Source organism: Streptomyces sp. GSL17-111 (assembly GCF_037911585.1).
Classification (GTDB): domain Bacteria; phylum Actinomycetota; class Actinomycetes; order Streptomycetales; family Streptomycetaceae; genus Streptomyces.
In genome coordinates this window covers 5,050,566-5,076,696 of record NZ_JBAJNS010000001.1, presented here as the reverse complement: position 1 = coordinate 5,076,696, position 26,131 = coordinate 5,050,566, and the positions used below count along the sequence as shown (strand labels likewise).

21 protein-coding genes are annotated in these 26,131 nt (G+C 73.0%); 8 read left to right on the top strand and 13 right to left on the bottom strand.

What is annotated here, in order from left to right:
- Positions 1 to 90: 90 nt before the first annotated feature.
- Positions 91 to 1,341 carry an MFS transporter gene (locus V6D49_RS22640; RefSeq protein ID WP_340564223.1) on the top strand — a complete coding sequence of 417 codons (1,251 nt, stop codon included), beginning with the start codon at positions 91 to 93 and terminating at the stop codon, positions 1,339 to 1,341.
- A 72-nt stretch (positions 1,342 to 1,413) separates the two neighbouring features.
- Here V6D49_RS22640 and V6D49_RS22635 read toward each other — a convergent pair whose 3' ends face one another.
- Positions 1,414 to 2,178, bottom strand: coding sequence for a PIG-L deacetylase family protein (locus tag V6D49_RS22635; RefSeq protein ID WP_340562393.1), 765 nt, complete (start codon positions 2,176 to 2,178; stop codon positions 1,414 to 1,416).
- Positions 2,179 to 2,260: 82 nt separating this feature from the next.
- On the opposite strand from V6D49_RS22635, the gene V6D49_RS22630 reads away from it, so the two are divergent.
- The 3 genes from V6D49_RS22630 to V6D49_RS22620 all read left to right on the top strand — a co-directional run bounded on the left by V6D49_RS22630 (position 2,261) and on the right by V6D49_RS22620 (position 5,138).
- Positions 2,261 to 3,037, top strand: a complete 777-nt coding sequence (locus tag V6D49_RS22630) for a class I SAM-dependent methyltransferase (protein ID WP_340562392.1) — start codon at positions 2,261 to 2,263, stop codon at positions 3,035 to 3,037.
- Between the two features lie 164 nt (positions 3,038 to 3,201).
- Positions 3,202 to 4,371, top strand: coding sequence for a CapA family protein (locus V6D49_RS22625; RefSeq protein WP_340562390.1), 1,170 nt, complete (start codon positions 3,202 to 3,204; stop codon positions 4,369 to 4,371).
- Between the two features lie 23 nt (positions 4,372 to 4,394).
- Positions 4,395 to 5,138, top strand: a complete 744-nt coding sequence (locus tag V6D49_RS22620; protein ID WP_340562389.1) for a Mut7-C RNAse domain-containing protein — start codon at positions 4,395 to 4,397, stop codon at positions 5,136 to 5,138.
- A gap of 18 nt (positions 5,139 to 5,156) precedes the next feature.
- Here the strand turns inward: V6D49_RS22620 and V6D49_RS22615 are convergent, their stop codons facing one another.
- From V6D49_RS22615 to rpsA, 6 genes are all read right to left on the bottom strand, one after another.
- A complete protein-coding gene (locus tag V6D49_RS22615; protein WP_340562387.1) occupies positions 5,157 to 6,131 on the bottom strand; it encodes a pirin family protein in 975 nt (324 codons plus the stop codon).
- Between the two features lie 96 nt (positions 6,132 to 6,227).
- Positions 6,228 to 6,941, bottom strand: a complete 714-nt coding sequence (locus V6D49_RS22610) for an HNH endonuclease family protein (RefSeq protein WP_340562386.1) — start codon at positions 6,939 to 6,941, stop codon at positions 6,228 to 6,230.
- Between the two features lie 114 nt (positions 6,942 to 7,055).
- Entirely contained in the window at positions 7,056 to 7,418 is a 363-nt protein-coding gene (locus V6D49_RS22605) for a tetratricopeptide repeat protein (protein WP_445330580.1), read from the bottom strand.
- Positions 7,419 to 7,479: 61 nt separating this feature from the next.
- Entirely contained in the window at positions 7,480 to 8,073 is a 594-nt protein-coding gene (gene coaE / locus V6D49_RS22600; RefSeq protein ID WP_340562383.1) for a dephospho-CoA kinase, read from the bottom strand.
- A gap of 22 nt (positions 8,074 to 8,095) precedes the next feature.
- Positions 8,096 to 9,052 carry a PAC2 family protein gene (locus V6D49_RS22595; protein WP_340562381.1) on the bottom strand — a complete coding sequence of 319 codons (957 nt, stop codon included), beginning with the start codon at positions 9,050 to 9,052 and terminating at the stop codon, positions 8,096 to 8,098.
- Positions 9,053 to 9,241: 189 nt separating this feature from the next.
- Positions 9,242 to 10,753: a 30S ribosomal protein S1 gene (gene rpsA / locus V6D49_RS22590; RefSeq protein WP_340562380.1), complete on the bottom strand. Its 1,512-nt coding sequence runs from the start codon at positions 10,751 to 10,753 to the stop codon at positions 9,242 to 9,244.
- Between the two features lie 395 nt (positions 10,754 to 11,148).
- Between rpsA and V6D49_RS22585 the strand changes: the two genes are divergently transcribed.
- A complete protein-coding gene (locus V6D49_RS22585) occupies positions 11,149 to 11,955 on the top strand; it encodes a class I SAM-dependent methyltransferase (protein ID WP_340562379.1) in 807 nt (268 codons plus the stop codon).
- The gene (hrpB, locus tag V6D49_RS22580) at positions 11,952 to 14,492 is read left to right on the top strand and encodes an ATP-dependent helicase HrpB (protein ID WP_340562377.1); all 2,541 of its coding nucleotides are present in this window, start codon (positions 11,952 to 11,954) and stop codon (positions 14,490 to 14,492) included. The genes V6D49_RS22585 and hrpB overlap by 4 nt, the downstream gene beginning before the upstream one ends.
- A 39-nt stretch (positions 14,493 to 14,531) precedes the next feature.
- Here hrpB and V6D49_RS22575 read toward each other — a convergent pair whose 3' ends face one another.
- On the bottom strand, positions 14,532 to 16,118 hold the full coding sequence (locus tag V6D49_RS22575) for a lytic transglycosylase domain-containing protein (RefSeq protein ID WP_340562376.1): 1,587 nt from the start codon (positions 16,116 to 16,118) through the stop codon (positions 14,532 to 14,534).
- A 132-nt stretch (positions 16,119 to 16,250) separates the two neighbouring features.
- The gene (gene polA / locus V6D49_RS22570; protein WP_340564221.1) at positions 16,251 to 18,920 is read right to left on the bottom strand and encodes a DNA polymerase I; all 2,670 of its coding nucleotides are present in this window, start codon (positions 18,918 to 18,920) and stop codon (positions 16,251 to 16,253) included.
- Positions 18,921 to 19,136: 216 nt separating this feature from the next.
- Here polA and V6D49_RS22565 point away from each other — a divergent pair, with 216 nt between their 5' ends.
- Both V6D49_RS22565 and V6D49_RS22560 read left to right on the top strand, forming a co-directional pair.
- Positions 19,137 to 21,422, top strand: a complete 2,286-nt coding sequence (locus V6D49_RS22565) for an FdhF/YdeP family oxidoreductase (protein WP_340562374.1) — start codon at positions 19,137 to 19,139, stop codon at positions 21,420 to 21,422.
- A 59-nt stretch (positions 21,423 to 21,481) separates the two neighbouring features.
- Entirely contained in the window at positions 21,482 to 21,934 is a 453-nt protein-coding gene (locus V6D49_RS22560; protein ID WP_340562373.1) for a PaaI family thioesterase, read from the top strand.
- Between the two features lie 74 nt (positions 21,935 to 22,008).
- On the opposite strand, the gene V6D49_RS22555 is transcribed toward V6D49_RS22560, so the two are convergent.
- The 4 genes from V6D49_RS22555 to V6D49_RS22540 are packed head-to-tail and all read right to left on the bottom strand — an operon-like array spanning position 22,009 to position 26,013.
- On the bottom strand, positions 22,009 to 22,776 hold the full coding sequence (locus V6D49_RS22555) for an ABC transporter ATP-binding protein (protein ID WP_340562371.1): 768 nt from the start codon (positions 22,774 to 22,776) through the stop codon (positions 22,009 to 22,011).
- Positions 22,773 to 23,732, bottom strand: coding sequence for an ABC transporter ATP-binding protein (locus tag V6D49_RS22550; protein WP_340562369.1), 960 nt, complete (start codon positions 23,730 to 23,732; stop codon positions 22,773 to 22,775). Before V6D49_RS22550 ends, V6D49_RS22555 begins: the two co-directional genes overlap by 4 nt.
- The gene (locus V6D49_RS22545) at positions 23,729 to 25,093 is read right to left on the bottom strand and encodes a branched-chain amino acid ABC transporter permease (protein ID WP_340562367.1); all 1,365 of its coding nucleotides are present in this window, start codon (positions 25,091 to 25,093) and stop codon (positions 23,729 to 23,731) included. Before V6D49_RS22545 ends, V6D49_RS22550 begins: the two co-directional genes overlap by 4 nt.
- Positions 25,090 to 26,013, bottom strand: coding sequence for a branched-chain amino acid ABC transporter permease (locus V6D49_RS22540; RefSeq protein WP_340562366.1), 924 nt, complete (start codon positions 26,011 to 26,013; stop codon positions 25,090 to 25,092). The genes V6D49_RS22545 and V6D49_RS22540 overlap by 4 nt, the downstream gene beginning before the upstream one ends.
- Between the last annotated feature and the right edge of the window lie 118 nt (positions 26,014 to 26,131).

The following is a 26,131-nucleotide window of genomic DNA, read 5'->3' as shown; positions in this document are numbered from 1 at the left end:
GACGCCACGGCGTCCCCCGGCGACCCGCCCGCGATATCCGCGACCGCCCCCGTCCTCGCCAAGGGCGCGCCCGGCCCCGCCGTCCCCGCCGTGCCGGACGCCGCCCGGCTGGCGGAGATCCGGCGGCGCACGACGCTCGTGCTGGTCCTCAGCCAGGTCCTCGGCGGCCTCGGCGTGGCGACGGGCATCGCGCTGGCCGCCGTGCTGGCCCAGGAGATCAGCGGCTCGGAAGCGCTCTCCGGGCTGGCCCTGACGTCCTCGGTGATCGGCACCGGGCTGCTCTCGCTGCCGTTCGCCGCGCTGATGGCCCGGCGCGGCCGACGTCCGGGGCTCGCCCTCGCCTACCTCGTGGCGGCTGCCGGTGGCGCGCTGGTGGTGGCCGCGGCCGTCATCAGGAACTTCCCGCTCCTGCTCGTCGGGATGGCGGTCTTCGGCGCGGGGTCCTCCGCCAACCTGCAGGCCCGGTTCGCCGCCGGGGACCTGGCCGCACCCGAGCGGCGCGCCCGCACCATCTCCCTCGTGGTGTGGGCCACCACGCTCGGCGCCGTCGCGGGACCGAACCTGGCGGGCCCGGCCGGGCGCAGCCTGGCCGGCTTCGGCGTGCCGGAGGCGGCCGGGCCGTTCCTGTGGGCGGCGGTGATCTTCCTCGTCGCCGGGGCCCTCGTCTGGGTCCTGCTGCGACCCGACCCGCTGCTGACGGCCCGTGCGCTGGCGACCTCCTCGGCGGACGGCGGCGGGGCCGGGGATCGTTCCCTGCGCGCGGGCCGGGCGGCGGTCCTCGCCTCGCCCCGGGCACGCCTGGCCCTGGTGGCCATCGCCGGCACGCACACGGTGATGGTGTCGGTGATGGTGATGACCCCCGTCGACCTGAGCCACCACGGCGCCGACCTGGAGCTGATCGGCCTCGTCATCAGCGGGCACATCGCCGGCATGTACGCCTTCTCGCCGGTGATGGGCTGGCTGGCGGACCGCCTCGGACGGGTCTCCGTCATCGGGCTGGCCGTGGGGCTGCTGGCCTGTGCGACGGTCCTGGCGGGCACCTCCGACGGGGATCACGCCCGTAGCGCGGCCGGTCTCTTCCTGCTGGGGCTCGGCTGGTCCGCCGGGCTGGTGGCCGGCTCCGCGCTGCTCACCGACTCGGTGCCGCAGAGCGCCCGGGCCGCCGCGCAGGGCCTGTCGGACCTGACGATGAACGCGGCGGCCGGGGTCGGCGGCGCGCTCGCGGGGCTCGTCGTCGCACAGGCCGGGTACGGCTGGCTGAACGCCCTGGCCGCCACCCTGCTGCTGCCGGTGGCGGCCCTGGCCCTGCTCGGCCGCACCGGGCGGGCGTCCGGCGACTGAGCCCCGCGCCGCGTCCGGTCCGGTGCCGTGGGCCCCGGCGCGGCGTCATGCTCCGCTGGGCGGCGGGCCCGCTCAGCAGGGGTGGAGGCGGAAACCGACGCCCCGGCGGCCGCCGGTGCGCTCGGCGAGGCCGTCCATGACGCCGGTGATGAAGGTGCGGGCGTAGGTCTCGGGGTCCTCGTCGCTGAGCGCGGTGAGGTAGGCCCGGTGCTCGGCCAGCGAGGCGACGGCCCGGTCGACGTCCCGTTCACCGACCTCCTGCACGTGGGTGGTCCCGGTGGGCGCGGTGACGGCCACCCAGCGCACACCGTCCCACCGCTGGAGGGCTCCGTCGGCCAGCTGTTCGGGGAAGATCCAGCGGTTCCCGGCGTCCGCGACGGCGTCGAGGGTGGCCCGGCCGACGGCCTTGTGGTCGGGGGTGTTCCAGTACCCGCCGGGCCAGGTCTCGTCGAAACTGAGGGTGACGACCAGCTCGGGCCGGTGGCGCCGGATCGCGGCGGCCAGATCGCGGCGGAGGTCGACGCCGTACTCGATGACGCCGTCCCGGTGGTCGAGGAACTCCACGTCCCGCACCCCGACGACGGCGGCGCTGGCGCGCTGCTCGGCCTCCCGGACGGGCGCGGCCTCGGCGGGCGGCAGGGTGTCGATCCCGGCCTCGCCGCGCGTCACCAGCAGGTAGGTGACCTCCTTGCCGGCGTCCGTCCAGTGCGCGACGGCGGCGGCCGCCCCGTACTCCAGGTCGTCCGGATGGGCCACGATGGCCAGGGCCCGTTGCCAGTCCTCGGGCATCTGCGCCAGTTCTTCCGCCACTTGGGCCTCCCGTCGATCGTTACGCATCCCGACCGATCCTCACACAGCCCCTGCCGCGGAGGGCGCCTTTCACCGGTCCGCCCCCGCGCACCGGTGAAAGGCGCTTGCCGTGTCCCGACGACTGCACACCGACCGCTCCTCCCTGGCCCACCGGCTCCAGTACGCCCTGCGGCACCCGACGCGGGTACCTCCCTACCTGCGGCGCTACGTACGCGACCTACGGCTGCGGCGGATGACGGGCAGCGACCACGTCGCCTACTACCGGGCGGTGATGAAGGACGACACCGCCCGCAACCCCGAGTCGGCGGTCGGCAGCGCGACGCACGAACGGTGGCTGGCCCTGGGCGATATGCAGTTCGACTACCTCGTGCGGCACGGCCTGAGCCCCGACGACCGGATGCTGGAGATCGGCTGCGGGAACCTCCGGGCGGGTCGGCTGTTCATCGCCTACCTGAACCCCGCGCACTACCACGGCATGGACATCTCGCCCGAGATCCTCCTCTCGGCCCGCGAGACGCTGGTGCGGCACGGGCTGCAGGCCAAACTGCCGTGTCTGACGCTGGTCGACGACCTGCGGCTGGCGCACCTGCCGGACGGTCACTTCACCGTCGTGCACGCGCACAGCGTCTTCTCGCACTCGCCCGTCCAGGTGATCGACGAGTGCCTGAAGCACGTGGGCCGCGTCCTGGCGCCCGGCGGCTTCTTCGACTTCACCTACAACCGGACGCTCGGCGCCGAGCACCAGGTCCTGCGGGAGGACTTCTACTACCGCACCGAGACGCTCGTCCGGCTCGCGGAGTCGCACGGGCTGACGGCCCGCCCGATGGACGACTGGGAGGAGCTGCCGCACCAGCAGTCGAAGATCCGGGTCACGCACCCGGCGTAGCGCCCGTCCGGTATCCCGCCGAGGACCCGGGCCGAGCCTGAACGAGTGGTTCCGCACCGCCATCCCGGCGATCCGCCGGGTGTGGCGGTGTTCGGACGTGCCGCCGCGCGTCAATGAATGTGATTGTCCTATTAATCATATTCATATGACTACGGAGCGGTACTGTGAGGCACCACACCCGACGCCGTGCGGCCACCGTGCCCGTCGCCCTCGCCCTGCTGGTCCCCCTCACAGGCTGCGGCGGCGGCAGCGCCGAGCCGTCCACGACGGCGAGCGGCCGTACCCCGGCCTCCGCGACCGACGAGCGGGAACCCTTCACCTTGGTCGCCACCGGCGACATCCTCAGCCACGACTCCGTCATCCGGCAGGCCGCCGCCGACGCCGACGCCGGGGGCGGCCACGACTTCCGCCGGATGCTCGCCGGGGCCGAACCCGTCGTGGCCGGCGCCGACCTGGCCATCTGCCACCTGGAGACGGTCCTGGGCGCGGACGACGGCCCGTTCAGCGGATACCCCATGTTCCGTACGCCCCCGCAGGTCGCCCAGGCCATCGCGGAGACCGGCTACGACTCCTGCTCGACCGCCTCCAACCACACGCTCGACGCCGGCGCCGACGGCGTCACCCGGACCCTGGAGGCCCTGGACGCGGCCGGTGTCCGGCACGTCGGCTCCGCCCGCAGCGCGGCCGAACGCGACCGGCCCGCCCTCATGGAGGCCGGCGGCGCCCAGGTCGCCCAACTGGCCTACACCTACGGGACCAACGGCATCCCCGTCCCCGAGGACCGGCCCCACCTCGTCAACCTCACCGACCCCGAGCGGATCGTCGCCGACGCCCGCGCCGCCCGGAAGGCCGGAGCCGACGTCGTCGTGGTGAGCATGCACTGGGGCACCGAGTACCAGGAGGCGCCCGACGACCGGCAGCTCGCCCTCGCCGAGGAGCTCACCGCCGCCCGCGCGGACGGACGGCGCGCCATCGACCTCCTCGTCGGGACCCACGTCCACGTCCCCCAGCCCTACGAGAAGGTCAACGGCACCTGGGTCGTGTACGGCATGGGCGACCAGGTGGCGGGCGTCATGAACGACTCGCGCGGACAGATGGGCTCGGCGGCCCGCTTCACCTTCGCCCCGCCGCAGCGGGAGGGCGAAGCCTGGCGGGTACGCACGGCGGAGTTCGTCCCGCACGTCATGGACAACGACCCGCTGCGCGTGGTCAACCTCCCCCGCGCCCTCAAGGAGCGGCCCGACCACGCCCTCTACACCCGGGCCCTGGACGTCATCCGGGACGCCGCGCTGAGCCGGGGCGCCGAGGAGGACGGGCTGCGCATGGGCCGCTGAGGCCCGGTGCCCCGGACCCCGCGATGAACGACCGGGCGGACGGCGGCGAGCTGGAGTTCCGCGTCGCCGGGGAGCTGCGCTTCCTGCTGACCCCCCGCTTCCGCGACCGGGAACGGCCGCGGGTGCCGTACGACCGGACCTCCACGCTCGGCCACGTCGTGCAGTCGCTCGGCGTGCCGCTCACCGAGGTCGGCGGCCTGACCCTGGACGGCGAGCCCGTGCCGCCCGCACACCGGCCGCCCGGCGGCGGCCTCGTCGACGTCAGCGCCGTGCCGCGCCCGCAGGCCCTGCCGGAGAGTCCGCCCCGCTTCCTCGTCGACGTCCACCTCGGCGCGCTCGCGCGTCGGCTGCGGCTGGTCGGGCTCGACAGCGCCTACTCCAACAACGCCGACGACCCCGCGCTCGTGGCCCGCTCCGGGGCCGAGCACCGCGTCCTGCTCACCCAGGACCGGGGCCTGCTCCGCCGCCGCGCCCTGTGGCTGGGCGCCTTCGTCCGCGGCACCCGGCCCGACGATCAACTCACCGACGTCCTGGAGCGGTTCGCCCCGCCGCTCGCCCCCTGGACACGCTGCCCCGCCTGCAACGGCCGGCTGGCCCCCGTCGCCAAGGCCGAGGTCGCCCACCGACTGGAACCGGGGACGCTGCGGACCTACGACGCCTTCACGCGCTGCCGAACCTGCGCCCGCGTGTACTGGCGCGGCGCACACGGCGCACGGCTGGAAGCCACCGTGACCGCCGCCGAACGCGCACTGCGGCACGCGGACTGAGGCCTGCTCCGCGAGCCGTCAGCGGGTGTCGCCGGTGCGGCTCCGGGGTTTGAGGCGGACGGTGGGGAGGGCGGGGGCGGGCAGCGGGGCGTCGGCGCAGTGCTCGACCGTGCCGAAGCGGCCACCGGCCTCCCAGTCGTCCCGGGCGCGCACGATCTCCTCGTGGGTGCGCCCGACGAAGTTCCACCACATGACGAGCGGCTCCTCGAACGGCGTGCCGCCGAGCAGGAAGATCCGCGCCGGCTCCGTGACCTCGACGGTGACCTCGGTGCGGCCCTGGCCGAGGTGGAGCAGGGCGCCGGGGGCGAGCTCCGTCCCGGCGACCGTGGCCCTGCCCGAAAGGATCAGGGCCCCCGTCTCGAAGGCGGGGTCCACGGGCAGCCGGAGGATGCCGGGGGCGTCGAAGCTCACCTCGGCGCCGAGGAGGGGGCTGTGCACCCGGGCGGGCGACCGGGCACCGGCCAGCTCGCCGACGACGACCGTCACCGTCGCCGCGCCGTCCCGCACGGTCGGCAGGTCCGCGTGGTGCTCGAAACGCGGCGGCTGGTGCCGGGCGTCGTCGGGCAGGGCGATCCACAGCTGGAGCCCGTGCATCACGGGCGGGTGGTCCGGCGGGGACTGCTCGGAGTGGGAGATGCCGTGCCCCGAGGTCATGAGGTTCAGGGCGCCCGGCACGATCGGCTGCAGGCTGCCGAGGCTGTCGGCGTGCACGATCTCGCCCTCCACCAGCCAGGTGACGGTCTGGAGCCCGGTGTGGGGGTGGGGTGCGATCTGCATGCCGGGGCGCTCGGCGACGTCGTCGGGGCCGAAGTGGTCCGCGAAGCACCAGGCGCCGATCATCCGCCGCTCGCGGTGCGGCAGCAGCCGCCGCACCGTGGTGTAACGGCCCAGCGGTACGTCGTGACCCGGAAGGAGCAGGCTGTCCGGCTCCTCGGCGGCCCCCAACGTGCACGCGTACACGGCCGGTCCGGTCTGCGCTGCGTCCTCGTTCATGCCCCGACCCTACGACGCCGCGCCACCCTCGCGGCCCGGCGCCGCGAGGGTGGCGCGGAAGAGTCCCGGAACGGGACGGGACGGGCCGGGGTGGCGTCAGTCGGGGGCGGAGAACTCCGGGGGTGCGGTGGTGGGGGCGTCGCCCTGCGGCAGTTCGGTGTCGGGGCAGTCGCCGAGGATGCGGGCCAGCGCTTCCTTCTCCGCCTCGGTGACCCACAGTTCGTACTTCTGCTTGACGGCGACCTGCGCGGCCGCGTAGGTGCAGCGGTAGGGCTTGTGGGACGGGAGCCAGGTGGCGGCGTCCGCGTCGCCCTTCTGCCGGTTGGCGCCGGCGTCGACGGCCAGCAGGTTCAGGGGGTCGTTGGCGAGGGCGATGCGCTTCGCCGGCTCCCAGGTGTGCGCGCCCTTCTGCCAGGCGTCGGAGAGGGCCACGAGGTGGTCGATGTCGACCTCGCTGGGGCCGCCGCGTTCGAATTCGATGGTCTCGCCGGTGAAGGGGTCCTCGGTGAGCGTGCCCGCCTCGACGGTGCAGCCGTCCTCGTCCCGCGTGACGTCGTCGAGGTCGCGGGCGAGGATGTCGTCGCGGGTGCCGCAGTCGTTGCCGTCGACGTCGGGCCAGGGGCTGCCGAACTTGCGGCGGTCGTAACCGTCCCGTCCGGCGCGGCCCTTGACGGTGAGGTCGTCGAGGGCGGCCAGGGCCGGTTGCCCGTCGGTGACGGGGGTCCGGCCGTCGGTGACGTCATCGACGGTGCAGGAGGTGGTGGCGAGGAGAACGAGGACACTGGTGGCACAGACGCGGCGCGATATCACGGGAGACGACCCTATCGGCCACCGACCGTGCTGGGCAGGGCCCCTTGCGCCCACACCCCGGCACCGGGCCCGGCCGGACGCGTCGTCAGACGGCGACCGGCCGGGCGGGCGGCGTCAGAAGCTCTCGAACCGGGCGGCCTCGACGTAGTCCGGACGCGGGTCCAGCGCGGCGGCGAGACGGAAGTGACGGCGGGCCTCGCCGGTGCGCCCCGCGCGCTCCAACGTCCGCGCCAGCGCGAAGTGCGCGAAGGCGTTGTCCGGCTCCCGCTCGATGACCAGCTGGAACTCCAGCTCGGCGGAGCGCAGCTGGGCGGAGTGGAAGAACGCGCGGGCCCGCAGGAGCCGGGCCGCCGTGTTCTCCGGGTGCGCGGTGATCAGTGGATCGAGCAGCTTGACCGCACCCCGCGGATCCTTGGCCTCAAGCAGCTTCTCCGCGGCGCGGAAGTCGATCACGTTCGTCTGGGGCGTTCGGGACATCAAGGCGCCTCCTTCGGCCGGGACAACAGCCGGGTGACCGGAAGCATTCCCCCCGAGCGGGTCAGGCACGCTTCCGGAGCTGCTCCCACACCTCGCGCACCCGGGGTTCGAGGGCCTCCAGCGGGCCCTCGTTGTCGATGACGTGATCGGCGACGGCCAGCCGCTCGGCGCGGGTGGCCTGGGCCGCCATCCGGGAGCGGGCCTCGTCCTGCGGCATGCCGCGCAGCCGCACGAGGCGGTCCAGCTGTGTTTCCGAGGAGGCGTCGACCACCACGACGACGTCGTAGAGGGGGGCGAGGCCGTTCTCCGTGAGGAGCGGCACATCGTGGACGACGACGGCGTGCTCGCCCGCCGCCTCCTGGAGCTCGGCGGAGCGGGCGCCCACCAGCGGGTGCACGATGGCGTTCAGCGCGGCGAGCCGCTCGGGGTCGTTGAATACGACGCGGCCGAGGGCCGGCCGGTCGAGGGCACCGTCCGGCAGCAGCACCGCGTCGCCGAACTCGGCGACGACGGCGGCGTGCCCCTCGGTACCGGGCTCGACGACCTCGCGGGCGATGCGGTCGGCGTCGATGATCACCGCGCCGTAGGAGGCGAGGAGTCGCGAGACCTCGCTCTTGCCCGCCCCGATGCCTCCGGTCAGTCCCACAGTCAGCATGCCCGCAAGCCTAAGGGCCGTCTCACGCCTCGGGCTCGCCGGTGTCGCGTTCGCGGTCCGCGAGGAACCGCTCGAAGACGGCGCCCAGCTCCTCCGCCGAGGGCAGTTCGTTCGGCTCGGCGACCAGGCTGCCCCGGCTCGCCGCTCCCGCCACGGCGTCGTACTGCTGCTCCAGGCCCCGGACGACGGCGATGAGCTCGCTGTCCCCGTCGGCCAGCTGCCGCTCGATCTCCGTCTGCGTGGTGTGGGCCCGGCCGCGCAGGGTGTGGGCGATGGCCGGCAGGACCAGGCCGGTCGCGGCCGTGATCGTCTCGACGACGACGAGCGGGGCGTCCGGGTAGGGGGAGCGGGCGACGTAGTGCGGGACGTGCGCGGCGACCCCCAGGACGTCGTGCCCGGCCTCGATCAGCCGCAGCTCCAGCAGGGAGGCGGCGCTGCCCGGCACCTGCGCCTCGTCGAACAGGCCGGGGCGGCCCGGTACGAGGTCGGCGCGGCTGCCGTGCGGGGTGAGACCGACCGGGCGCGTGTGGGGCACCCCCATGGGGATGCCGTGGAAGGTCACCGAGAGCCGGACGTTCAGCCGCTCGACGATCTCCTGCACCGCTGCGGTGAACGCCTCCCACTGCACGTCCGGCTCGGGGCCGCTGAGCAGGAGGAACGGGCTGCCGGTGGCGTCCCGCAGCAGCTTCAGCTCCAGGGCCGGACGGTCGTAGGAGACCCAGCGGTCGCGGCGGAACGTCATCATCGGGCGCCGCGCCCGGTAGTCGACGAGGCGGTCCACGTCGAACCGGGCCACCGTGGTGTGGGGGCGGCCCTCCAGCAGCAGGTCGGTGATCTGCTCACCGGTCGCCCCGGCGTCGATGAAGCCCTCGAAGTGGTACAGCAGGACAAGACCGGCGCCGACGCCCTGGTCGAGGATCTCGTCCACCGACCGCAGGCCGCTCGGATCCCATTCGTACAGCTCGCGCGGCTTCAACACGTTCTCCTTGCCCCTCCGTCAAGCGCTTCCGCCTGTGCCAACGTCGGTGCCCGGCGCGGAATTCCCTCCTCCGGGGCGTGGCCGCCGACGCGGGGCGCCACGACGCGGAAGGGCCCGCCCCCCGAGCGGGGAGCGGGCCCTTCCGTACCGTCGTGAACCGAACCGGCCGGGCCTCGGCCCGGCGCGGAATCAGCTCTGGCCGCCGGCCAGCTTCTCGCGGAGCGCGGCGAGGGCCTCGTCGGAGGCCAGCGCGCCGGAGTCCTCGCCGGAGTCCGACGAGTAGGAACCGCCACCGCCGCCGCCGCCACCCTGGCTGCTCGGGGCGGGACCGGCGCCGGCACCCTCGGCCTCGGCCTGGGCGTCCTGCTCGCGGGACTTGACGACCTGCGCCTGGTGCTGCTCGAAGCGCGCCTGGGCGACCGCGTACTGGTTCTCCCACTCCTCGCGCTGCTTCTCGTACCCCTCGAGCCAGTCGTTCGACTCGGGGTCGAAGCCCTCGGGGTAGATGTAGTTGCCCTGGTCGTCGTAGGACGCCGCCATGCCGTACAGCGTGGGGTCGAACTCGACGGCCATCGGGTCGGCGCCGAAGGCCTCGTTGGCCTGCTTCAGCGAGAGGCTGATGCGACGGCGCTCCAGGTCGATGTCGATGACCTTGACGAAGATCTCGTCGTTGACCTGGACGACCTGCTCCGGGATCTCGACGTGGCGCTCGGCCAGCTCGGAGATGTGGACCAGGCCCTCGATGCCCTCGTCGACGCGGACGAACGCACCGAACGGCACCAGCTTGGTGACCTTGCCGGGGACGACCTGGCCGATCTGGTGCGTGCGGGCGAACTGCTGCCACGGGTCTTCCTGGGTCGCCTTCAGCGACAGGGAGACGCGCTCGCGGTCCATGTCGACGTCCAGGACCTCGACCGTGACCTCCTGGCCGACCTCGACGACCTCGGAGGGGTGGTCGATGTGCTTCCAGGACAGCTCCGAGACGTGCACCAGGCCGTCGACGCCGCCCAGGTCCACGAAGGCACCGAAGTTGACGATCGAGGAGACGACGCCGGAGCGCACCTGGCCCTTCTGGAGGGTGGTGAGGAAGGTCTGACGGACCTCGCTCTGCGTCTGCTCCAGCCAGGCACGGCGGGACAGGACCACGTTGTTGCGGTTCTTGTCCAGCTCGATGATCTTCGCCTCGAGCTCCTTGCCGACGTACGGCTGGAGGTCGCGGACGCGGCGCATCTCGACCAGGGAGGCGGGGAGGAAGCCCCGGAGGCCGATGTCGAGGATGAGACCACCCTTGACGACCTCGATGACGGTACCGGTGACGATCCCGTCCTCTTCCTTGATCTTCTCGATGGTGCCCCAGGCGCGCTCGTACTGGGCGCGCTTCTTGGACAGGATGAGGCGGCCTTCCTTGTCCTCCTTCTGGAGGACAAGGGCCTCGATCTCGTCACCGACGGCGACGACCTCGTTGGGGTCGACGTCGTGCTTGATCGACAGCTCACGGGAAGGGATGACGCCCTCGGTCTTGTAACCGATGTCGAGCAGGACCTCGTCCCGGTCGACCTTCACGATGACGCCGTCGACGATGTCGCCGTCGTTGAAGTACTTGATCGTCTCGTCGATCGCGGCGAGGAAGGCTTCCTCGGAACCGATGTCGTTGACCGCAACCTGCGGGGTGGTCACGGTGGTCTCGGTGCTGCTCGTCATGTGGTAAAGGGCTCCGGTACGGACACAGAAGTCGTAGGTACTGCTACGCCGTGAGCCCTTATCGCACCGCCGAAGCCGGACAGCCTGGGAGGCACTTCCCGAAACGCGAAAGCACCTCGACAACCGAGAGGACATACAACAGATGCGAGCGCGACCTGCTCCGTCCGAGGCGCGCAGGCCCGCAGCGCAACTTGTAGCATACGGCCGCAGCCGGGCAGGGTCAATGCACGTTTGCGACACGTGGGACGGATGGGGCGAAAACCGCCCGCTCCGCCGCGTCCTCCGTATCGGCAGACGCACATCGCAGTGTGCTCATCGCACGCCGCATGCACAAGATTGCCCACAGCCTATCGTTACGGTCGCCACACGAGTGCGACAGGGGTGCGAAGACGAGGATGAGTGCCGACGAGGGCGACGCCGTACGGCGCAGGGCCGGTGAGGCCGAGAGCCGGCGGGCGAGCCGGCTGTGGTGGGACCGCAACGCCGACGACTACCAGAACGAACACGGCGGCTTCCTCGGTGACGACCGCTTCGTCTGGGGCCCCGAGGGGCTGACGGAGGACGAGGCGCGCCTTCTGGGCGACCCGGAGCGGCTGGTCGGAGCGCGCGTGCTGGAGATCGGCGCGGGCGCGGCGCAGTGCTCGCGCTGGCTGGCCGCGCACGGCGCCCGCCCGGTCGCCCTGGACGTCTCCCACCGCCAGCTCCAGCACGCCCTGCGCCTGGGCACCGACGGCGTCACGCTGGTCGAGGCCGACGCCGGGGCGCTGCCCTTCGCGGACGCCTCCTTCGACCTGGCCTGCTCGGCCTACGGCGCCGTGCCCTTCGTCGCCGACCCCGTGCGCGTCCTCCGGGAGGTGCGGCGCGTCCTGCGGCCGGGCGGACGCTGGGTGTTCTCCGTGACGCACCCCCTGCGCTGGGCCCTGCCCGACGAGCCCGGGCCGGAGGGCCTGACCGTCTCCGCGTCCTACTTCGACCGCACCCCCTACGTCGAACAGGACGAGGAGGGCCGCGCCCTCTACGTCGAACACCACCGCACCCTGGGCGACCGGGTGCGGGACGTCGTCGCCGCCGGGCTGCGGCTCACCGACCTCGTCGAACCGGAGTGGCCGGCGTGGAACCGGCAGGAGTGGGGCGGCTGGTCCCCGCTGCGCGGCGCGCTGATCCCCGGCACGGCGATCTTCGTGTGCGAGCGGGACGCGTGACGGCCACCGCACGGCAGCGGGCGCTCGACCTCCCGGTGCGGGATGCGCTGCCCCGACTGCGGGAGGCCCTGGCCGAGGCGGGCACCGCCGTGCTGTGCGCCCCGCCGGGGTCGGGCAAGACGACGCTGGTGCCACTGGAGCTGGCCGGTCTGGCACCGGGCGCCGCGGACGGCCGGACGGGCCGACCCCGGCGCGTCCTGGTGGCCGAACCCCGGCGGATCGCCGCCCGGGCCGCCGCCCGCCGGATGGCGTGGCTGCTGGGCGAGGACGTGGGCGGCCGGGTGGGCTTCACCGTGCGCGGCGAGCGGCGCGTCGGACCGGGGACGTGCGTGGAGGTCGTCACCACCGGCGTCCTCCTCCAGCGGCTCCAGCGCGACCAGGAGCTGCCGGGCGTCGACGTCGTCATGCTCGACGAGTGCCACGAGCGGCACCTCGACGCCGACACCGCCGCCGCCTTCCTGCTGGACGTGCGGCACACCCTGCGGCCGGAGCTCCAACTCCTGGCCGCCTCGGCGACCACCGACGCCGAGGGCTGGGCGCGCCTGCTGGACGGCCCCGTGGTGGCGGCGCGGGGCGTCGCCCACCCCGTCGAGACGGTGTGGGCGCCCCCGCCCACCCCCGTCGCGCCCCCGCACGGCCTGCGCGTGGACCACGCGCTGCTCGCCCACGTCGCGGCCGTCATACGGCGCGCGCTGCGCGAACGGGAGGGGGACGTCCTGTGCTTCCTGCCCGGCGTCGGCGAGATCGCCCGGGTGGCGGCGGCGCTGGAGGACGCGGACGCCGACGTCCTCCAGGTGCACGGCCGAGCCCGCGCCGAGACCCAGGACGCCGTCCTCGCCGGGCCGGGCCCGCACGGACGCCGCCGGATCGTGCTGGCCACCGCCGTGGCGGAGTCCAGCCTCACCGTGCCCGGGGTGCGGATCGTCGTCGACGCCGGGCTGGCCCGGGAGCCGCGCACCGACCACGCACGTGGGCTCAGCGCCCTGACCACCGTGTGGGCCTCCCGGGCGGCGGCCCGGCAGCGCGCGGGTCGGGCCGGACGCGAGGCGCCCGGCACCGCCTACCGGTGCTGGTCACAGGGGGAGGACGGCCGCCGGCCCCGCTTCCCGCAACCCGAGATCGCCGTCGCTGACCTCGGCGCGTTCGCCCTCCAGGCCGCCTGCTGGGGCGCCCCGGGCGCCGACGGCCTGGCCCTGCTCGACCCGCCGCCCGCCGGGGCCATGGCGGCGGCCGGTGCGGTTCTGACCGCCGTCGGCGCCGTGGACGGCGCGGGCCGCGCCACCACGCGCGGCGAGGCCATGGCCCGGCTGGGGCTCCACCCCCGGCTGGCCCGGGCCCTGCTCGACGGCGCCCGCCTCGTCGGCCCACGAGCCGCCGCCGAGGTCGTCGCGCTGCTCAGCGAGGAGCCGCCGCGCGAACTGGGCCAGGACCTGGGCGACGTCCTGCGGGCCGTACGCCGCTCCCCGCGCGAGGGGTACGCCGCCCGCTGGCGGCGCGAGGCCGACCGGCTGCGCAGGGCGCTGCCCGGGGACACCGCACCCCGGAGAAGCGAGGACGGCGGCGGGGACGCGTCCGGTGGGGTGGCGGAGGCCGTGGGCCTCGTCGCCGCTCTCGCCCACCCGGAGCGGGTGGCGCGGCGGCAGGGCGGGGCCGGCGCCTACCTGATGGCCTCCGGCACCCGGGCCGAGGTCACGACCGCGCACGGCGGCGCGCCGTGGCTCGCCGTCGCCGTGGCCGACCGCCCGGCGGGCGCCCCCTCGGCGCGGGCCCGGCTCGTCGCCGTCATCGACGAGGAGACCGCCCGGCAGGCCGCCGCCGCCCTGCTCCGGGAGGACGAGGAGGTGACCTACGACGCCGGGCGCGGCGCCGTCACCGCCCAGCGCGTCACCCGGCTCGGGGCGATCGCCCTGGGCAGCGAAACCGTGCCGCGGCCCCACCCGGAGCAGGTGCGCCAGGCGCTCCTGGAGGCGGTGCGCGCGGGCGGGACGGACCTCCTGCGCTGGCCGGAGCAGGCCCGGTCGCTGCGTCGGCGCATGGCCTTCCTCCACCGCACGCTGGGCGAGCCCTGGCCCGACGTCGGCGACGACGCCCTCCTCGCCCGCGCCCCCAGCTGGCTGACCGGCGACCGCCTGGACGCCGTCGACACCCTCGCCCTGCTGCGGAGCCTGCTGCCCTGGTCGAGCGGCGCGGCGGCCCGGCTGGAGGAGCTGGCGCCCGAACGGGTCGAGGTGCCCTCGGGCTCGCGGGTGCGCGTCGACTACTCCGGCGACCAGCCGGTGCTCGCCGTCAAACTGCAGGAACTCTTCGGCTGGACGCAGGCGCCCCGGCTCGCCGACGGGCGGGTGCCCCTGCTGGTGCACCTGCTCTCCCCCGCCGGGCGGCCCGCCGCCGTCACCGCCGATCTGGCGTCGTTCTGGGCCGAGGGCTACCGCGCCGTGCGCTCCGAGCTGCGCGGGCGCTACCCGCGCCACCCGTGGCCGGACGACCCGACCACGGCGGTGCCCACCCGCCGGGCCGCCCCGCGCCGAGGACGGTAGGCGGGGCGGGCTCCGGCGTGCCGGGCTGCGGCGTGCCGACTATTCGGCGCGGGCGGCGTCCTCGGGACGGACGCCGCCGTCGCGGGCGGTGCCGCCCTCGCCCTGCTGCTCCTCGTCGCCCTCGTCCCGGGGGTCGTCCTCGTCCTGCTCCGGGTCCTCGGCGTCCGGGTCCCCGCACGGGTCGGCCGGCTCGTCCTCCGGGTCGTCGGCGTCGGGGTCGTCGGCGTCCTCGGAGTCGTCGGCCCCGGCCTCATCGGAGTCCTCGGGCTCCGTGCGGTCGTCGGCGTCGGCAGCGCCGTCGGCGGCGTCCTCGTCGGTCGCCTCCTCGTCGTCCGCCGGGTCCTCGGTGCCGGGCTGCGGCTCCTCGGGGTCGGTGGGCTCCTCCGGGTCGACCGGGCACTCCCCCGGCTCCTCGCCCGGCTCGTCCGGGTCCTCCGGCTCCTCGGGGTCGGTCGGCTCCTCCGGGTCCTCCGGCTCGTCGGGGTCGCCAGGCTCCTCGGGGTCGGTGGGCTTCTCCGGCTCCTCGTCGCTGCCGTCGTCCGGCCCGGGCCCGTCGCCGTCGGGGTCCTCGCCGGAGGGCGGCACGATCCCGCCGTCCTCGTCCTCCTCGGCGGGCTCCTTCGACCCCGGACGGTCCCCGCCCGAGCCGGGCTTCTCGTCCTGCGGATCCTTCGGATCCTTCGGGTCCTTCGGGTCCTTGGGCCCCTTCGGCTCCTTGTCGCCGGAGGTGTCCTCGGACGCCGGCCGCCGCTTGGGCTCCTCGTCGACCGGGTCGGGCTGACGCGGATTGCCCGGCCCCGGGGAGTCGGGCAGCTGGCCGGTGCCGTCCGGCACCTCGTGGACGCCCTTGCGGTAGAACTCCAGCCACGACAGGACCGTCCGCAGGTACTCCCGCGACGGGTTGTAGCTGAGGATGGCGCGCTCCAGGTCGGCCGGGTCCGCCAGGTCCCGGCCGTTGGCGCACAGGTAGCGGCCCGCCGCGAGGGCGGCGTCGAAGATGTTGTCGGGGTCCTTGGCGCCGTCGCCGTTGCCGTCGGCGCCCCACGCCGCCCACGTGGTGGGGATGAACTGCATGGGGCCGACGGCCCGGTCGTGCACGGTGTCGCCGTCGTAGGCGCCGTTGTCGGTGTCCGGGATGTTCTGGAAGCCGTTTCCGTCCAGCTTGGGGCCGCGGATCGGGGAGAGCGTGGTGCCCTCGGCGTCGACCGCACCACCGCGGGCCTGCCCCGACTCCACCTTGCCGATGGCGGCGAGCAGTTGCCACGACAGGTTGCAGCGGGGCTGCTCGCCGCGCAGCGTGCTCTCGGCCTGCCGGTAGGCGGCCAGGACCGTCGCGGGGACGCCCGCTTCGGCCGGGCCGGTCACGACCGGGCCGCCGCCGTCCAGCTCGCGGGAGCTGTCCGGCATGTCCGGCGTCTCCAGCGGGGGAAGCTCGGTGTGGTAGGGGGCGTCACCCCCGGTCGCGGGCGCGTCGTCCGCCCCGAGCGCCGGATCGTCCGCCGTGGGGCTGGGCGGGGGCAGGGAGAGGCCGGGCGCCTGAGACGCGGTCAGGGCCACCATCGCGGCGGCCGCCACGGCCGTCGCGCTCACGCCCCTGCGGAGCCTGCCACCGGTACGACCCGTCATACGGCCGTTCCTCCCCTTGTCCCCGAATGGTCGCGCTGCCCGTCATGTACCTGACTCCCGACAGGGCGGCGAAGGTGACGATACGACACGCGGCGGCTTCCGGTCACGCCCTCCGCCGCCACACCCCGTTCGTCAGTGGGCCGCCGACTCCCAGTCCGGGCCCACCCCCACCGACACGTCCAGCGGGGCCCGCAGTTCCACCGCACCGGCCATTTCGCGGCGCACCAGCTCCTCCACCGCCTCCCGCTCGCCCGCGGCGACCTCCAGCACGATCTCGTCGTGCACCTGGAGCAGCATGCGCGAGGTGAGATTCCGCTTCCGCAGCTCGGCGTCCACCCGCAGCATGGCGATCTTCACGATGTCCGCGGCCGTGCCCTGGATCGGCGCGTTCAACGCCATGCGCTCGGCCATCTCCCGGCGCTGCCGGTTGCTGGAGTTGAGATCCGGCAGGTAGCGGCGGCGGCCCAGCATGGTGCTGGTGTAGCCGACGGCGCGGGCCTCCTCCACCGCACGGTGCAGGTAGTCCCGCACCCCGCCGAACCGCTCGAAGAAGGTGTCCATGAGCCTGCGGGCCTCCTCCGGGCTGATGCCAAGCTGCTGGGACAGCCCGAACGCGGAGAGGCCGTAGGCCAGACCGTAGGACATCGCCTTGATCTTGCGGCGCATCTCGGGGTCGACCTGGTCCTTGGCGACGCCGAACACCTGCGAGGCCACCGTGGTGTGCAGGTCCTCGCCGGAGGTGAACGCCTCGATGAGCCCGGCGTCCTCCGACAGGTGCGCCATGACCCGCAGCTCGATCTGGCTGTAGTCCGCCGTCATCAACGACTCGAAGCCCTCGCCGACGACGAACGCGCGGCGGATCGCCCGGCCCTCGTCGGTGCGCACCGGAACGTTCTGCAGGTTCGGGTCGGTCGAGGACAGCCGGCCGGTGGAGGCGACCGTCTGACTGAACGTGGTGTGGATCCGGCCGTCCGCCCCGATCGTCTTGATCAGCCCCTCGACGGTGGCGCGCAGCTTGGACTGCTCCCGGAACCGCAGCATCAGCACCGGCAGTTCGTGGTCCGTCTGCGTCGCGAGCCACGCCAGCGCGTCGGCGTCGGTGGTGTAGCCCGTCTTCGTCTTCTTCGTCCTCGGCAGGCCCAGCTCCCCGAACAGCACCTCCTGGAGCTGCTTGGGCGAGCCGAGGTTGAACTCGTGCCCGACGGCCGCGTGCGCCTCCCGCACCGCCTGCTGGGCCGCGTCGGCGAACTGCTGCTCCAGGCCGCCGAGCCAGGCGCGGTCCGCCGCGATACCGGCCCGCTCCATCCGCGACAGCACCTCGGAGACGGGCAGCTCCATGTCGGCCAGCAGCTCCGCCGCCCCCACCTCGGCCAGCCGGCCGGTGAACGCCTCCCCCAGGTCCAGCACCGTACGGGCCTGCCCCATCAGGGCGTCGGCCTGCGCCTGCTCGTCCGCCCCCAGTGCCAGCTGGCCCGAACCGCTCTCGGCGGGCTGCGGCAGCTCACGGCCGAGGAACTCCAGGCTGAGCGCGTCCAGCGCGAAACTGCGGCGCCCCGGCTGCACCAGATAGGCGGCCAGCGCCGTGTCCGAGACGATCCCCTCGATCCGCCAGCCGTGCTCGGCGAACACCCGCTGCGTCGCGCGCGCGTTGTGCACCGTCTTCGGCCGCTTCCCGTCGGCCAGCCAGGCCGCGAACGCCTGCTCGTCGGGGGCGTCCAGCTCCGCCGGATCGAACCAGGCCGCCGGGCCCTCCCCGGTGGCCAGCGCGATCTCGCTCACCCGGCCCGCCCCCAGGTGCCAGTCGTCCACCGACGCCAGGCCCAGCGGACGCCCGCCCGCCGCCGCGTGTTCGGCCAGCCACGGCCCCAGCTCGCCCGCCTCCAGCACCCGGCCCGCCACCTCGACCCCGGCCGCGGGGGGTTCCGCGTCCGCCTCGGCGGCGGCCGGATCGGCGGCGAACAGCCGCTCGCGGAAGTTCTGGTTGCGGATCTCCAGCACGTCCAGCAGCGACGTCAGCGTCTCGCGGTCGTAGGCCACCCGCTCCAGCTCCGCCGGGCCGCACGGCAGCTCGACGTCCCGCACCATCTCCGTCAGCCGCCGGTTGAGCTTGACCGACTCCAGGTGGTCGCGGAGGTTCTGCCCGGCCTTCGTCTTGATCTCGTCCACCCGCGCCACCAGCTCGTCGAACGAGCCGAACTGGCTGATCCACTTGGTGGCCGTCTTCTCCCCCACCCCCGGAATGCCGGGCAGGTTGTCCGACGGGTCACCGCGCAGGGCCGCGAAGTCCGGGTACTGGGCCGGCTCCAGCCCGTACTTCTCCCGCACCTTCTCCGGCGTGAACCGCGTCAGCTCCGAGACGCCCTTCGTCGGGTACAGGACGGTGACCCGGTCCGAGACCAGCTGGAAGCAGTCCCGGTCACCGGTGACGATCGACACCTCGTACCCGGCGGCCTCCGCCTGCGTCGCCAGCGTGGCGATCACGTCGTCCGCCTCGAAGCCCTCCACCGCGAACCGCTTGACGCGCATCGCGTCCAGCAGCTCGCCGATCAGCTCCACCTGCCCCTTGAAGCCGTCCGGCGTCTTGGAGCGGTTCGCCTTGTACTCCGTGAACTCCTCCGCGCGCCACGTCTTGCGCGAGACGTCGAACGCGACCGCGAAGTGCGTCGGCGCCTCGTCACGCAACGTGTTCGACAGCATCGACACGAAGCCGTACACCGCGTTCGTCGTCTGCCCCGTGGTCGTGGAGAAGTTCTCCTCCGGCAACGCGTAGAACGCCCGGTAGGCCAGCGAATGGCCGTCCATCAGCAGGAGCTTGCCCCCGCCGCCCCGCTCCGCCCGCTCCGGTGCCGTCTCCACCACGCCGTCCACCACGCCGTCCGCCACGCCGATCTGCTCGTCCTTTGCCACGGCACCGATCCTGCCACGGCCCACCGACACTCCCACGACGCGGCGTCCCCGCGCCGCGAACGTCCCGCCCGCGCCCGCCCCGCCCAGCGCCCGGCATGGGAGGATCGCACCATGACGCGCGCCACCCCGTCCTCCTCCGGCGACCCCGTCCAGGACGCCCCCCAGGTCCGCCCGCCGCGCCGCTCCGCCGCCGGGCTGCCCGCCGTCGGCCACGCCCTGCGCATGGCCCACCGCGAGATGGGCGTCAAACGCACCGCGCTCACCCTCCTGCGCGTCAACCAGAAGGACGGCTTCGACTGCCCCGGCTGCGCCTGGCCCGAGGAGGCCGACCGGCACACGGCGGAGTTCTGCGAGAACGGCGCCAAGGCCGTCGCGGAGGAGGCCACCCGCGCCCGCGTCACCCCCGCCTTCTTCGCCCGCCACTCCGTCACCGACCTCGCCGAACGGTCCGGCTACTGGCTCGGCAAGCAGGGCCGCCTCACCCAGCCCGTCTACCTCGCCAAGGGCGCCGACCACTACGCACCCGTCAGCTGGACCCAGGCCCTGGGCATCATCGCCGACGAGCTGCGCGCCCTGCCCTCCCCCGACGAGGCCGTCTTCTACACCTCCGGGCGCACCAGCAACGAGGCCGCGTTCCTCTACCAGCTCTTCGCCCGCGAGTTCGGCACCAACAACCTGCCCGACTGCAGCAACATGTGCCACGAGTCCTCCGGCTCGGCCCTCACCGAGACCATCGGCGTCGGCAAGGGCAGCGTCCTCCTCGAGGACCTCCACCAGGCCGACCTGATCATCGTCGCCGGACAGAACCCCGGCACCAACCACCCGCGTATGCTCTCCGCCCTGGAGAAGGCCAAACACAACGGCGCGAAGATCATCACCGTCAACCCGCTCCCCGAAGCGGGCCTGGAACGGTTCCGCAACCCGCAGACCCCCCTCGGCCTCGTCGGCACCGGCACCCCCCTCACCGACCTCTTCCTCCAGATCCGCCTCGGCGGCGACCAGGCGCTCTTCCGGCTGCTCAACAAGCTCATCCTCGACACCGACGGCGCCGTCGACGAGACGTTCGTGGCCGAGCACACCGACGGGTTCGCCGCGTTCGCCGACGCCGCCCGCACCGCCGGCTGGGACCGCACCCTGGCCGCCACCGGCCTCGACCGCGACGCCATCGAGGAAGCCCTGCGCATGGTCCTCGCCTCCCGGCGCACCGTCGTGTGCTGGGCCATGGGCCTCACCCAGCACAAGCACGCCGTCGCCACCATCCGCGAAGTCGTCAACTTCCTCCTCCTGCGCGGCGACATCGGCCGTCCCGGCGCCGGCGTCTGCCCCGTCCGCGGCCACAGCAACGTCCAGGGCGACCGCACCATGGGCATCGTCGAACGCCCCTCCCCCGAACTCCTCGACGCCCTCCAGAAGGAGTTCGGCTTCACCCCGCCCCGCGCCCACGGCTACGACACCGTCGAAGCCATCCGGGCCCTGCGCGACGGCCGCGTCCAGGTGTTCTTCGCCCTCGGCGGCAACTTCGTCGCCGCCTCCCCCGACACGCGCGTCACCGAGGACGCCATGCGCCGCGCCCGGCTCACCGTCCACGTCTCCACCAAGCTCAACCGCTCCCACGTCGTCACCGGCGCCCGCGCCCTCATCCTCCCCACCCTCGGCCGCACCGAGCGGGACGTCCAGGCGGGCGGGGAGCAGTACGTCACCGTCGAGGACTCCATGGGCATGGTGCACGCCTCCCGCGGCACCCTCGAACCGGCCTCCGAACACCTCCTGTCCGAACCCGCCATCATCAGCCGCCTCGCCCGCAAGGTCCTCGGCCCCGCCAGCACCACCCCCTGGGAGACCTTCGAGCAGGACTACGGGCACGTACGGGACCGCATCGCCCGCGTCATCCCCGGCTTCGAGGACTTCAACACCCGCATCACCCACCCCGGCGGCTTCACCCTCCCCCACGCCCCCCGCGACGAACGCCGCTTCCCCACCGCCACCGGCAAGGCCCGCTTCACCGCCGCGCCCGTCGAACACCCCGAGATCCCCCCGGGCCGGCTCCTGCTGCAGACCCTCCGCTCGCACGACCAGTACAACACCACCATCTACGGCCTCGACGACCGCTACCGCGGCATCAAGGGCGGCCGCCGGGTCGTGCTCGTCCACCCCGACGACGCCACCGCACTCGGTCTGGCCGACGGCACCTACGCCGACCTCACCAGCGAATGGCACGACGGCACCGAACGCACCGCCCCCGGCTTCCGCGTCGTCCACTACCCCACCGCCCGGGGCTGCGCCGCCGCCTACTACCCGGAGACCAACGTCCTCGTCCCCCTCGACGCCACCGCCGACGGCAGCAACACCCCGGCCAGCAAATCCGTGGTGATCCGACTCACCCCCACCCGGCCGTGAGCGAACGCTTAGCATCAGGACCGCCAAGCAGAGCCGCCAGCGATCGGAGCCGAACGACCATGGGCGAGAACACCGCCACCGTCTTCCCCCAGGAGATCCTCGACCAGTGGGCCGGGCTCGGCATCGACCTGCCGACCCTCTTCTCCGCCGGACACCTCGGCGACCGGATGGGCCTGAAGATCCTCCACGCCGCGCCCGACCGCGTCGTCGGAACCCTGCCCGTCGAAGGCAACACCCAGCCCTACGGACTCCTCCACGGCGGCGCCTCCGCCGTCCTCGCCGAAACCCTCGCCTCCGTCGGCGCCATGCTCCACGGCGGTCCCGGCAAGGTCGCCGTCGGCGTCGACCTCAACTGCACCCACCACCGCGGCCTGCGCTCCGGCCTCGTGACCGGCACCGCCACGCCCGCCCACCTCGGCCGCACCACCGCCGCCTACGAGGTCGTGATCACCGACGAACAGGACCGCCGCGTCTGCACCGCCCGCCTCACCTGCCTGCTGCGCGACGCCTGAGCCCACCACCACACGCCGAAGGGCCGGCCACCCCGACTGCGGGTGACCGGCCCCTTCGACGTCCTACACCGGGCTCAGGCCGCGCCCTCACCCAGATACGCCTCCCGCACCCGCGGATCCGCCAGCAGCCGCGACGCCTCACCCGACATCGCCACCGCCCCCGTCTCCAGCACGTAACCGCGGTCGGCCAACTGCAAGGCCTGCGACGCGTTCTGCTCCACCAGCAGCACCGTCGTCCCCTGCTCGTTGATCTCCTTCAGAATGTCGAAGATCTGCGCCACGATCAGCGGCGCCAGACCCATCGACGGCTCGTCCAGCAGCAACAGCTCCGGCTTCCCCATCAACGCCCGGCCGATGGCCAGCATCTGCTGCTCGCCACCCGAGAGCGTGCCACCCTGCTGCGTCCTGCGCTCGTGCAACCGGGGGAACAACGAGTACACCCGGTCGAGCGTGTCCCGGTCCGGGGACTTGAACCGGTACGCCCCCATCTCCAGGTTCTCCCGCACCGTCATACGCGGGAACACCCGACGGCCCTCCGGCACGTGCCCGATGCCGAACTGCACCAGATCGTGCGACTTGATGCCGTCGACCCGCTCACCGTGCAGCAGCACCTGACCCGACCGCGGCGCCAGCATCCCCGACGCTGTCCGCAGCGTCGTCGACTTACCCGCGCCGTTCGCGCCCAGCAGGGCCACGACCTCACCGTCGTACACCGCGAGATCGATGCCCTTCAGCGCCTCGATCGCGCCGTAGAACACCCGCAGGTCCCGCAGCTCCAGCACCGGAGTGCCCTCCGGCAGACCCGAGGCCTGCTCCTTCGTCACCTCAGCGGTGCCACTCATGCCTCGTCCTTCCCCGGACCGTCCTGCGCCGCGCGCTCATCGGTCACCTCACCGTCACGGGCCTGCGGAACCCCGGCGCCGTCGGTGCCGTCCGAACCGTCGTCGGCCTCATCCGACTCGGCCGGCGCACCCAGATACGCCTCCACCACCGCCGGATCACGCTGCACCTGCGACGGAGACCCCTCGGCGATCTTCTTGCCGAAGTTCAACACCATCACCCGGTCGGCCACCGACATCACCAGACGCATGTCGTGCTCGATCAGCAGCACGCTCACGCCCAGCTCCCGGTTGATCCCCCGGATCAGCTCCTCCAGCTCCAGCTTCTCCGTCGGGTTCGTCCCCGCCGCCGGCTCGTCCAGCAACAGCACCTGCGGATCCGTGGCCAGCGCCCGAGCGATCTCCAGCCGCCGCTGGTCGCCGTAACTCAACGACCCCGCCAACTCGTTCAGCTTCGGCGCGAGCCCCACGAAGTCCAGCACCTCGTGCGCCCGCCGGTCGCTCGCCCGCTCGGCCCGCCGCGCGTTCGGCAGTCCCAGCATGATCGACAGCGGGTCCGACTTCAGCCGCGTCTCCGCCGCGATCTTCACGTTCTCCAACGCCGTCAACGCGCCGAACAACCGGATGTTCTGGAACGTCCGGGCCAGGCCCAGGTGGTTCACCAGGTGCGGCTTGCGCCCCCGCAACTCGTGCTCACCACCCGTACGCGGCCGGTACGTGATCCGGCCCTCCTGCGGCACGTACGCGCCCGTGAGCGAGTTGAACAACGACGTCTTGCCCGCACCGTTCGGCCCGATCACCGCGAGGATCTCCCCACGGCGCATACACAGCTCGACACCGTCCAGACTCGTCACGCCGCCGAAGCGCAGCGTCACCCCGCTCGCGTCCAGCACCAGGTCACCGGCGTCCGGCTCCGGCCGGCCCCCGGGGCCCTGCTCCTTGATCAGCTCCGTCGTCATGACAGCCTGCCTCCCGCCGGCTCCGTCATCGCATCGGCGTCCGACTCACCGGACTCCGACAGCTTCAGCTCCCGCGCACGACGCCGCGACGGAATCACCCCCTGCGGCCGGTAGATCATCATGATCACCAGCAGCACGCCGAGGTACATGTACCGGTCCTTCGGGTCCACGAAGTCCCGCAGCGCCTCCGGCAGCCACACCAGGAACGCCGCACCGAACAACACACCCGCGATCGAACCCATACCGCCGAAGATCACGTACGCCAGCACGAGCACCGACAGCAGGATGACGAAGTTCTCCGAGTTGATGTAGCCGACCTTCGACGCGTACGCGACACCCGCCACGCCCGACGTCGACGCACCGATCGCGAACGCCATCAGCTTGAAGCGCACCGTGTTGACACCCGTCGACGCCGCCGCGACCTCGTCCTCGCGGATCGCCGTCCACGCCCGGCCCACCTTCGAGTGCTCCAGCCGCCAGAAGAAGAACACCACGACCGCGATGAACACCAGCAGCAGGTAGTAGTACGGCATCGGGTCGATGACGCCCCACTCGTACGACCAGAACCCCAGATCCAGCGAGAACCGGTCCACCTTCACGCCACCCGTACCGCCGGTGACGTCATCCAGGTTCTTCGCCGTCAGGTACACGATCTCGTGGAAACCCAGCGTCACGATCGCCAGATAGTCACCCCGCAACCGCAACGTCGGCGCGCCCAGCAGCACACCCGCCAGCAGACACGTGACGATCGCCACCGGGATCACCGCGAAGTTGTTCAACTCCATCGGCGGCTGCACCGGCAGCGCACCCGTCCAGTACGCCGCGCTGTAGGCACCGATCGCGAAGAAGGCGATGAACCCCAGGTCCAGCATCCCGGCCCAGCCGATGACCACGTTCAGGCCGATCGCGACCAGGACGTAGATCGCGATCTGGTCCACCAGCACCGTCTGCCAGTACCGCTCCAGACCCGACGGGAGGAACACCGCCGCCGCCACCAGGACGCCCAACGCACCCCAGCGCAGCCACTTCTCCTCGCGCCAGGCGCTCCGTGCCTTCCCCAGCGGCCCCTCGGTCACCGACCGGTAGCCGACCGAGACCGCCTTCACCTGCGGCGACAGGAACTCCCTGACCGCCCACACGCCGACCGTCAACGCCAGCCACACCAGCAGAACCGGCGAGGTGAAGTTCTCCTCCAAGGCGTAGAACAGGTCCCGCTGCGTGCCCTGCACGCCCGTCACCATCGCTCCGAGCACCGCCAGCGCGATCATCGCGCCCAGCCGCTTCCACCGCGGCCGCTGGTACCAGCGCACCGTCCTCAACCGCTCCGCGGCCCGGCCGCGGACCATCGCCTCCGCACTCATGCGGTCCTCCCCAGACGCTCGCCCAGCAGACCCGTCGGCCGGAACATCAACACCACGACCAGCACGGCGAAGCCCGCCACGTAACGCCACTCCTCACCCCAGAAGTACACGGTGAGGGTCTCCACGATGCCCAGCAGCATGCCGCCGAGCATCGCGCCGCGCACGTTGCCGATCCCGCCCAGCACCGCCGCCGCGAACGCCGTGATCCCCGGCAGGAAGCCCATCGTGTACACGACCTTGTTGTTCACCCCGAAGAGGAACCCCGCCGCACCACCGAGCAGACCACCGATCACGAACGTCCGCGAGACCACCTTGTCGATGTTCACGCCCATCAGCGACGCCACCTCGGGGTCCTGCGCCACTGCGCGGATACTCGACCCCAGCTTCGTCCGGTTCACCACGTAGTCCAGACCGATCATCATGCCCACCGCGGACACGACGATCAGGATCATCGTCACGCTCAGCTCCGCACCGAAGAACGAGAACACCCTCTTGTTCTCGTACATGTCCGGCATCGCCAGCGAGTTGCGGCCGAACAGCTTCCCCGCCAGGTTGTAGAGGAAGAACGACGCACCGATCGCCGTGATCAGAAACACCAGCCGGGGCGCTTTATGTCGCCGCAACGGCCGATAGGCGACCTTCTCCAACCCGTACGCGACCACGCCACCGAACGCCGCACCCGCGAGCATTCCGACCACGACGTACAGGACCGACTGCGCACCGGACGGATCAGGAGCCGGAGCCCACACCGTCAGCGCCATCAGGCCGCCGAAGCCACCGAACATGAACACTTCGCTGTGCGCGAAGTTCAGAAGCTGAAGCACGCCGTAGACCAGCGTGTAACCAATGGCGATGACGGCATAAAGACAGCCGAGCACCACCCCTAGGACCAAGAAGTCCCAGAAAGCGTTGAGGGACATCGAACGACTTCCTTATGGGAACGAGCCACCGCCCCGCACGTTCAGCACGGCTCCGGCAGCAGCGGAGGAAAAACGCGGCCACCGCGGAGAACGGCAGACCGTGGAACACCGGTCGGCG

Bases quoted from the DNA above. Each gene is read 5' to 3' on its own strand.
- coaE (WP_340562383.1), bottom strand. From the start codon at position 8,073: ATGCTGACTGTGGGACTGACCGGAGGCATCGGGGCGGGCAAGAGCGAG.
- V6D49_RS22635 (WP_340562393.1), bottom strand. From the start codon at position 2,178: ATGCGTAACGATCGACGGGAGGCCCAAGTGGCGGAAGAACTGGCGCAG.
- V6D49_RS22605 (WP_445330580.1), bottom strand. From the start codon at position 7,418: ATGTCCCGAACGCCCCAGACGAACGTGATCGACTTCCGCGCCGCGGAG.
- V6D49_RS22615 (WP_340562387.1), bottom strand. From the start codon at position 6,131: ATGAACGAGGACGCAGCGCAGACCGGACCGGCCGTGTACGCGTGCACG.
- V6D49_RS22540 (WP_340562366.1), bottom strand. From the start codon at position 26,013: ATGTCCCTCAACGCTTTCTGGGACTTCTTGGTCCTAGGGGTGGTGCTC.
- V6D49_RS22550 (WP_340562369.1), bottom strand. From the start codon at position 23,732: ATGACGACGGAGCTGATCAAGGAGCAGGGCCCCGGGGGCCGGCCGGAG.
- V6D49_RS22575 (WP_340562376.1), bottom strand. From the start codon at position 16,118: ATGACGGGTCGTACCGGTGGCAGGCTCCGCAGGGGCGTGAGCGCGACG.
- V6D49_RS22545 (WP_340562367.1), bottom strand. From the start codon at position 25,093: ATGAGTGCGGAGGCGATGGTCCGCGGCCGGGCCGCGGAGCGGTTGAGG.
- polA (WP_340564221.1), bottom strand. From the start codon at position 18,920: ATGGACGGCCATTCGCTGGCCTACCGGGCGTTCTACGCGTTGCCGGAG.
- V6D49_RS22565 (WP_340562374.1), top strand. From the start codon at position 19,137: ATGACGCGCGCCACCCCGTCCTCCTCCGGCGACCCCGTCCAGGACGCC.
- V6D49_RS22555 (WP_340562371.1), bottom strand. From the start codon at position 22,776: ATGAGTGGCACCGCTGAGGTGACGAAGGAGCAGGCCTCGGGTCTGCCG.
- rpsA (WP_340562380.1), bottom strand. From the start codon at position 10,753: ATGACGAGCAGCACCGAGACCACCGTGACCACCCCGCAGGTTGCGGTC.
- V6D49_RS22620 (WP_340562389.1), top strand. From the start codon at position 4,395: ATGAACGACCGGGCGGACGGCGGCGAGCTGGAGTTCCGCGTCGCCGGG.
- V6D49_RS22585 (WP_340562379.1), top strand. From the start codon at position 11,149: ATGAGTGCCGACGAGGGCGACGCCGTACGGCGCAGGGCCGGTGAGGCC.
- V6D49_RS22560 (WP_340562373.1), top strand. From the start codon at position 21,482: ATGGGCGAGAACACCGCCACCGTCTTCCCCCAGGAGATCCTCGACCAG.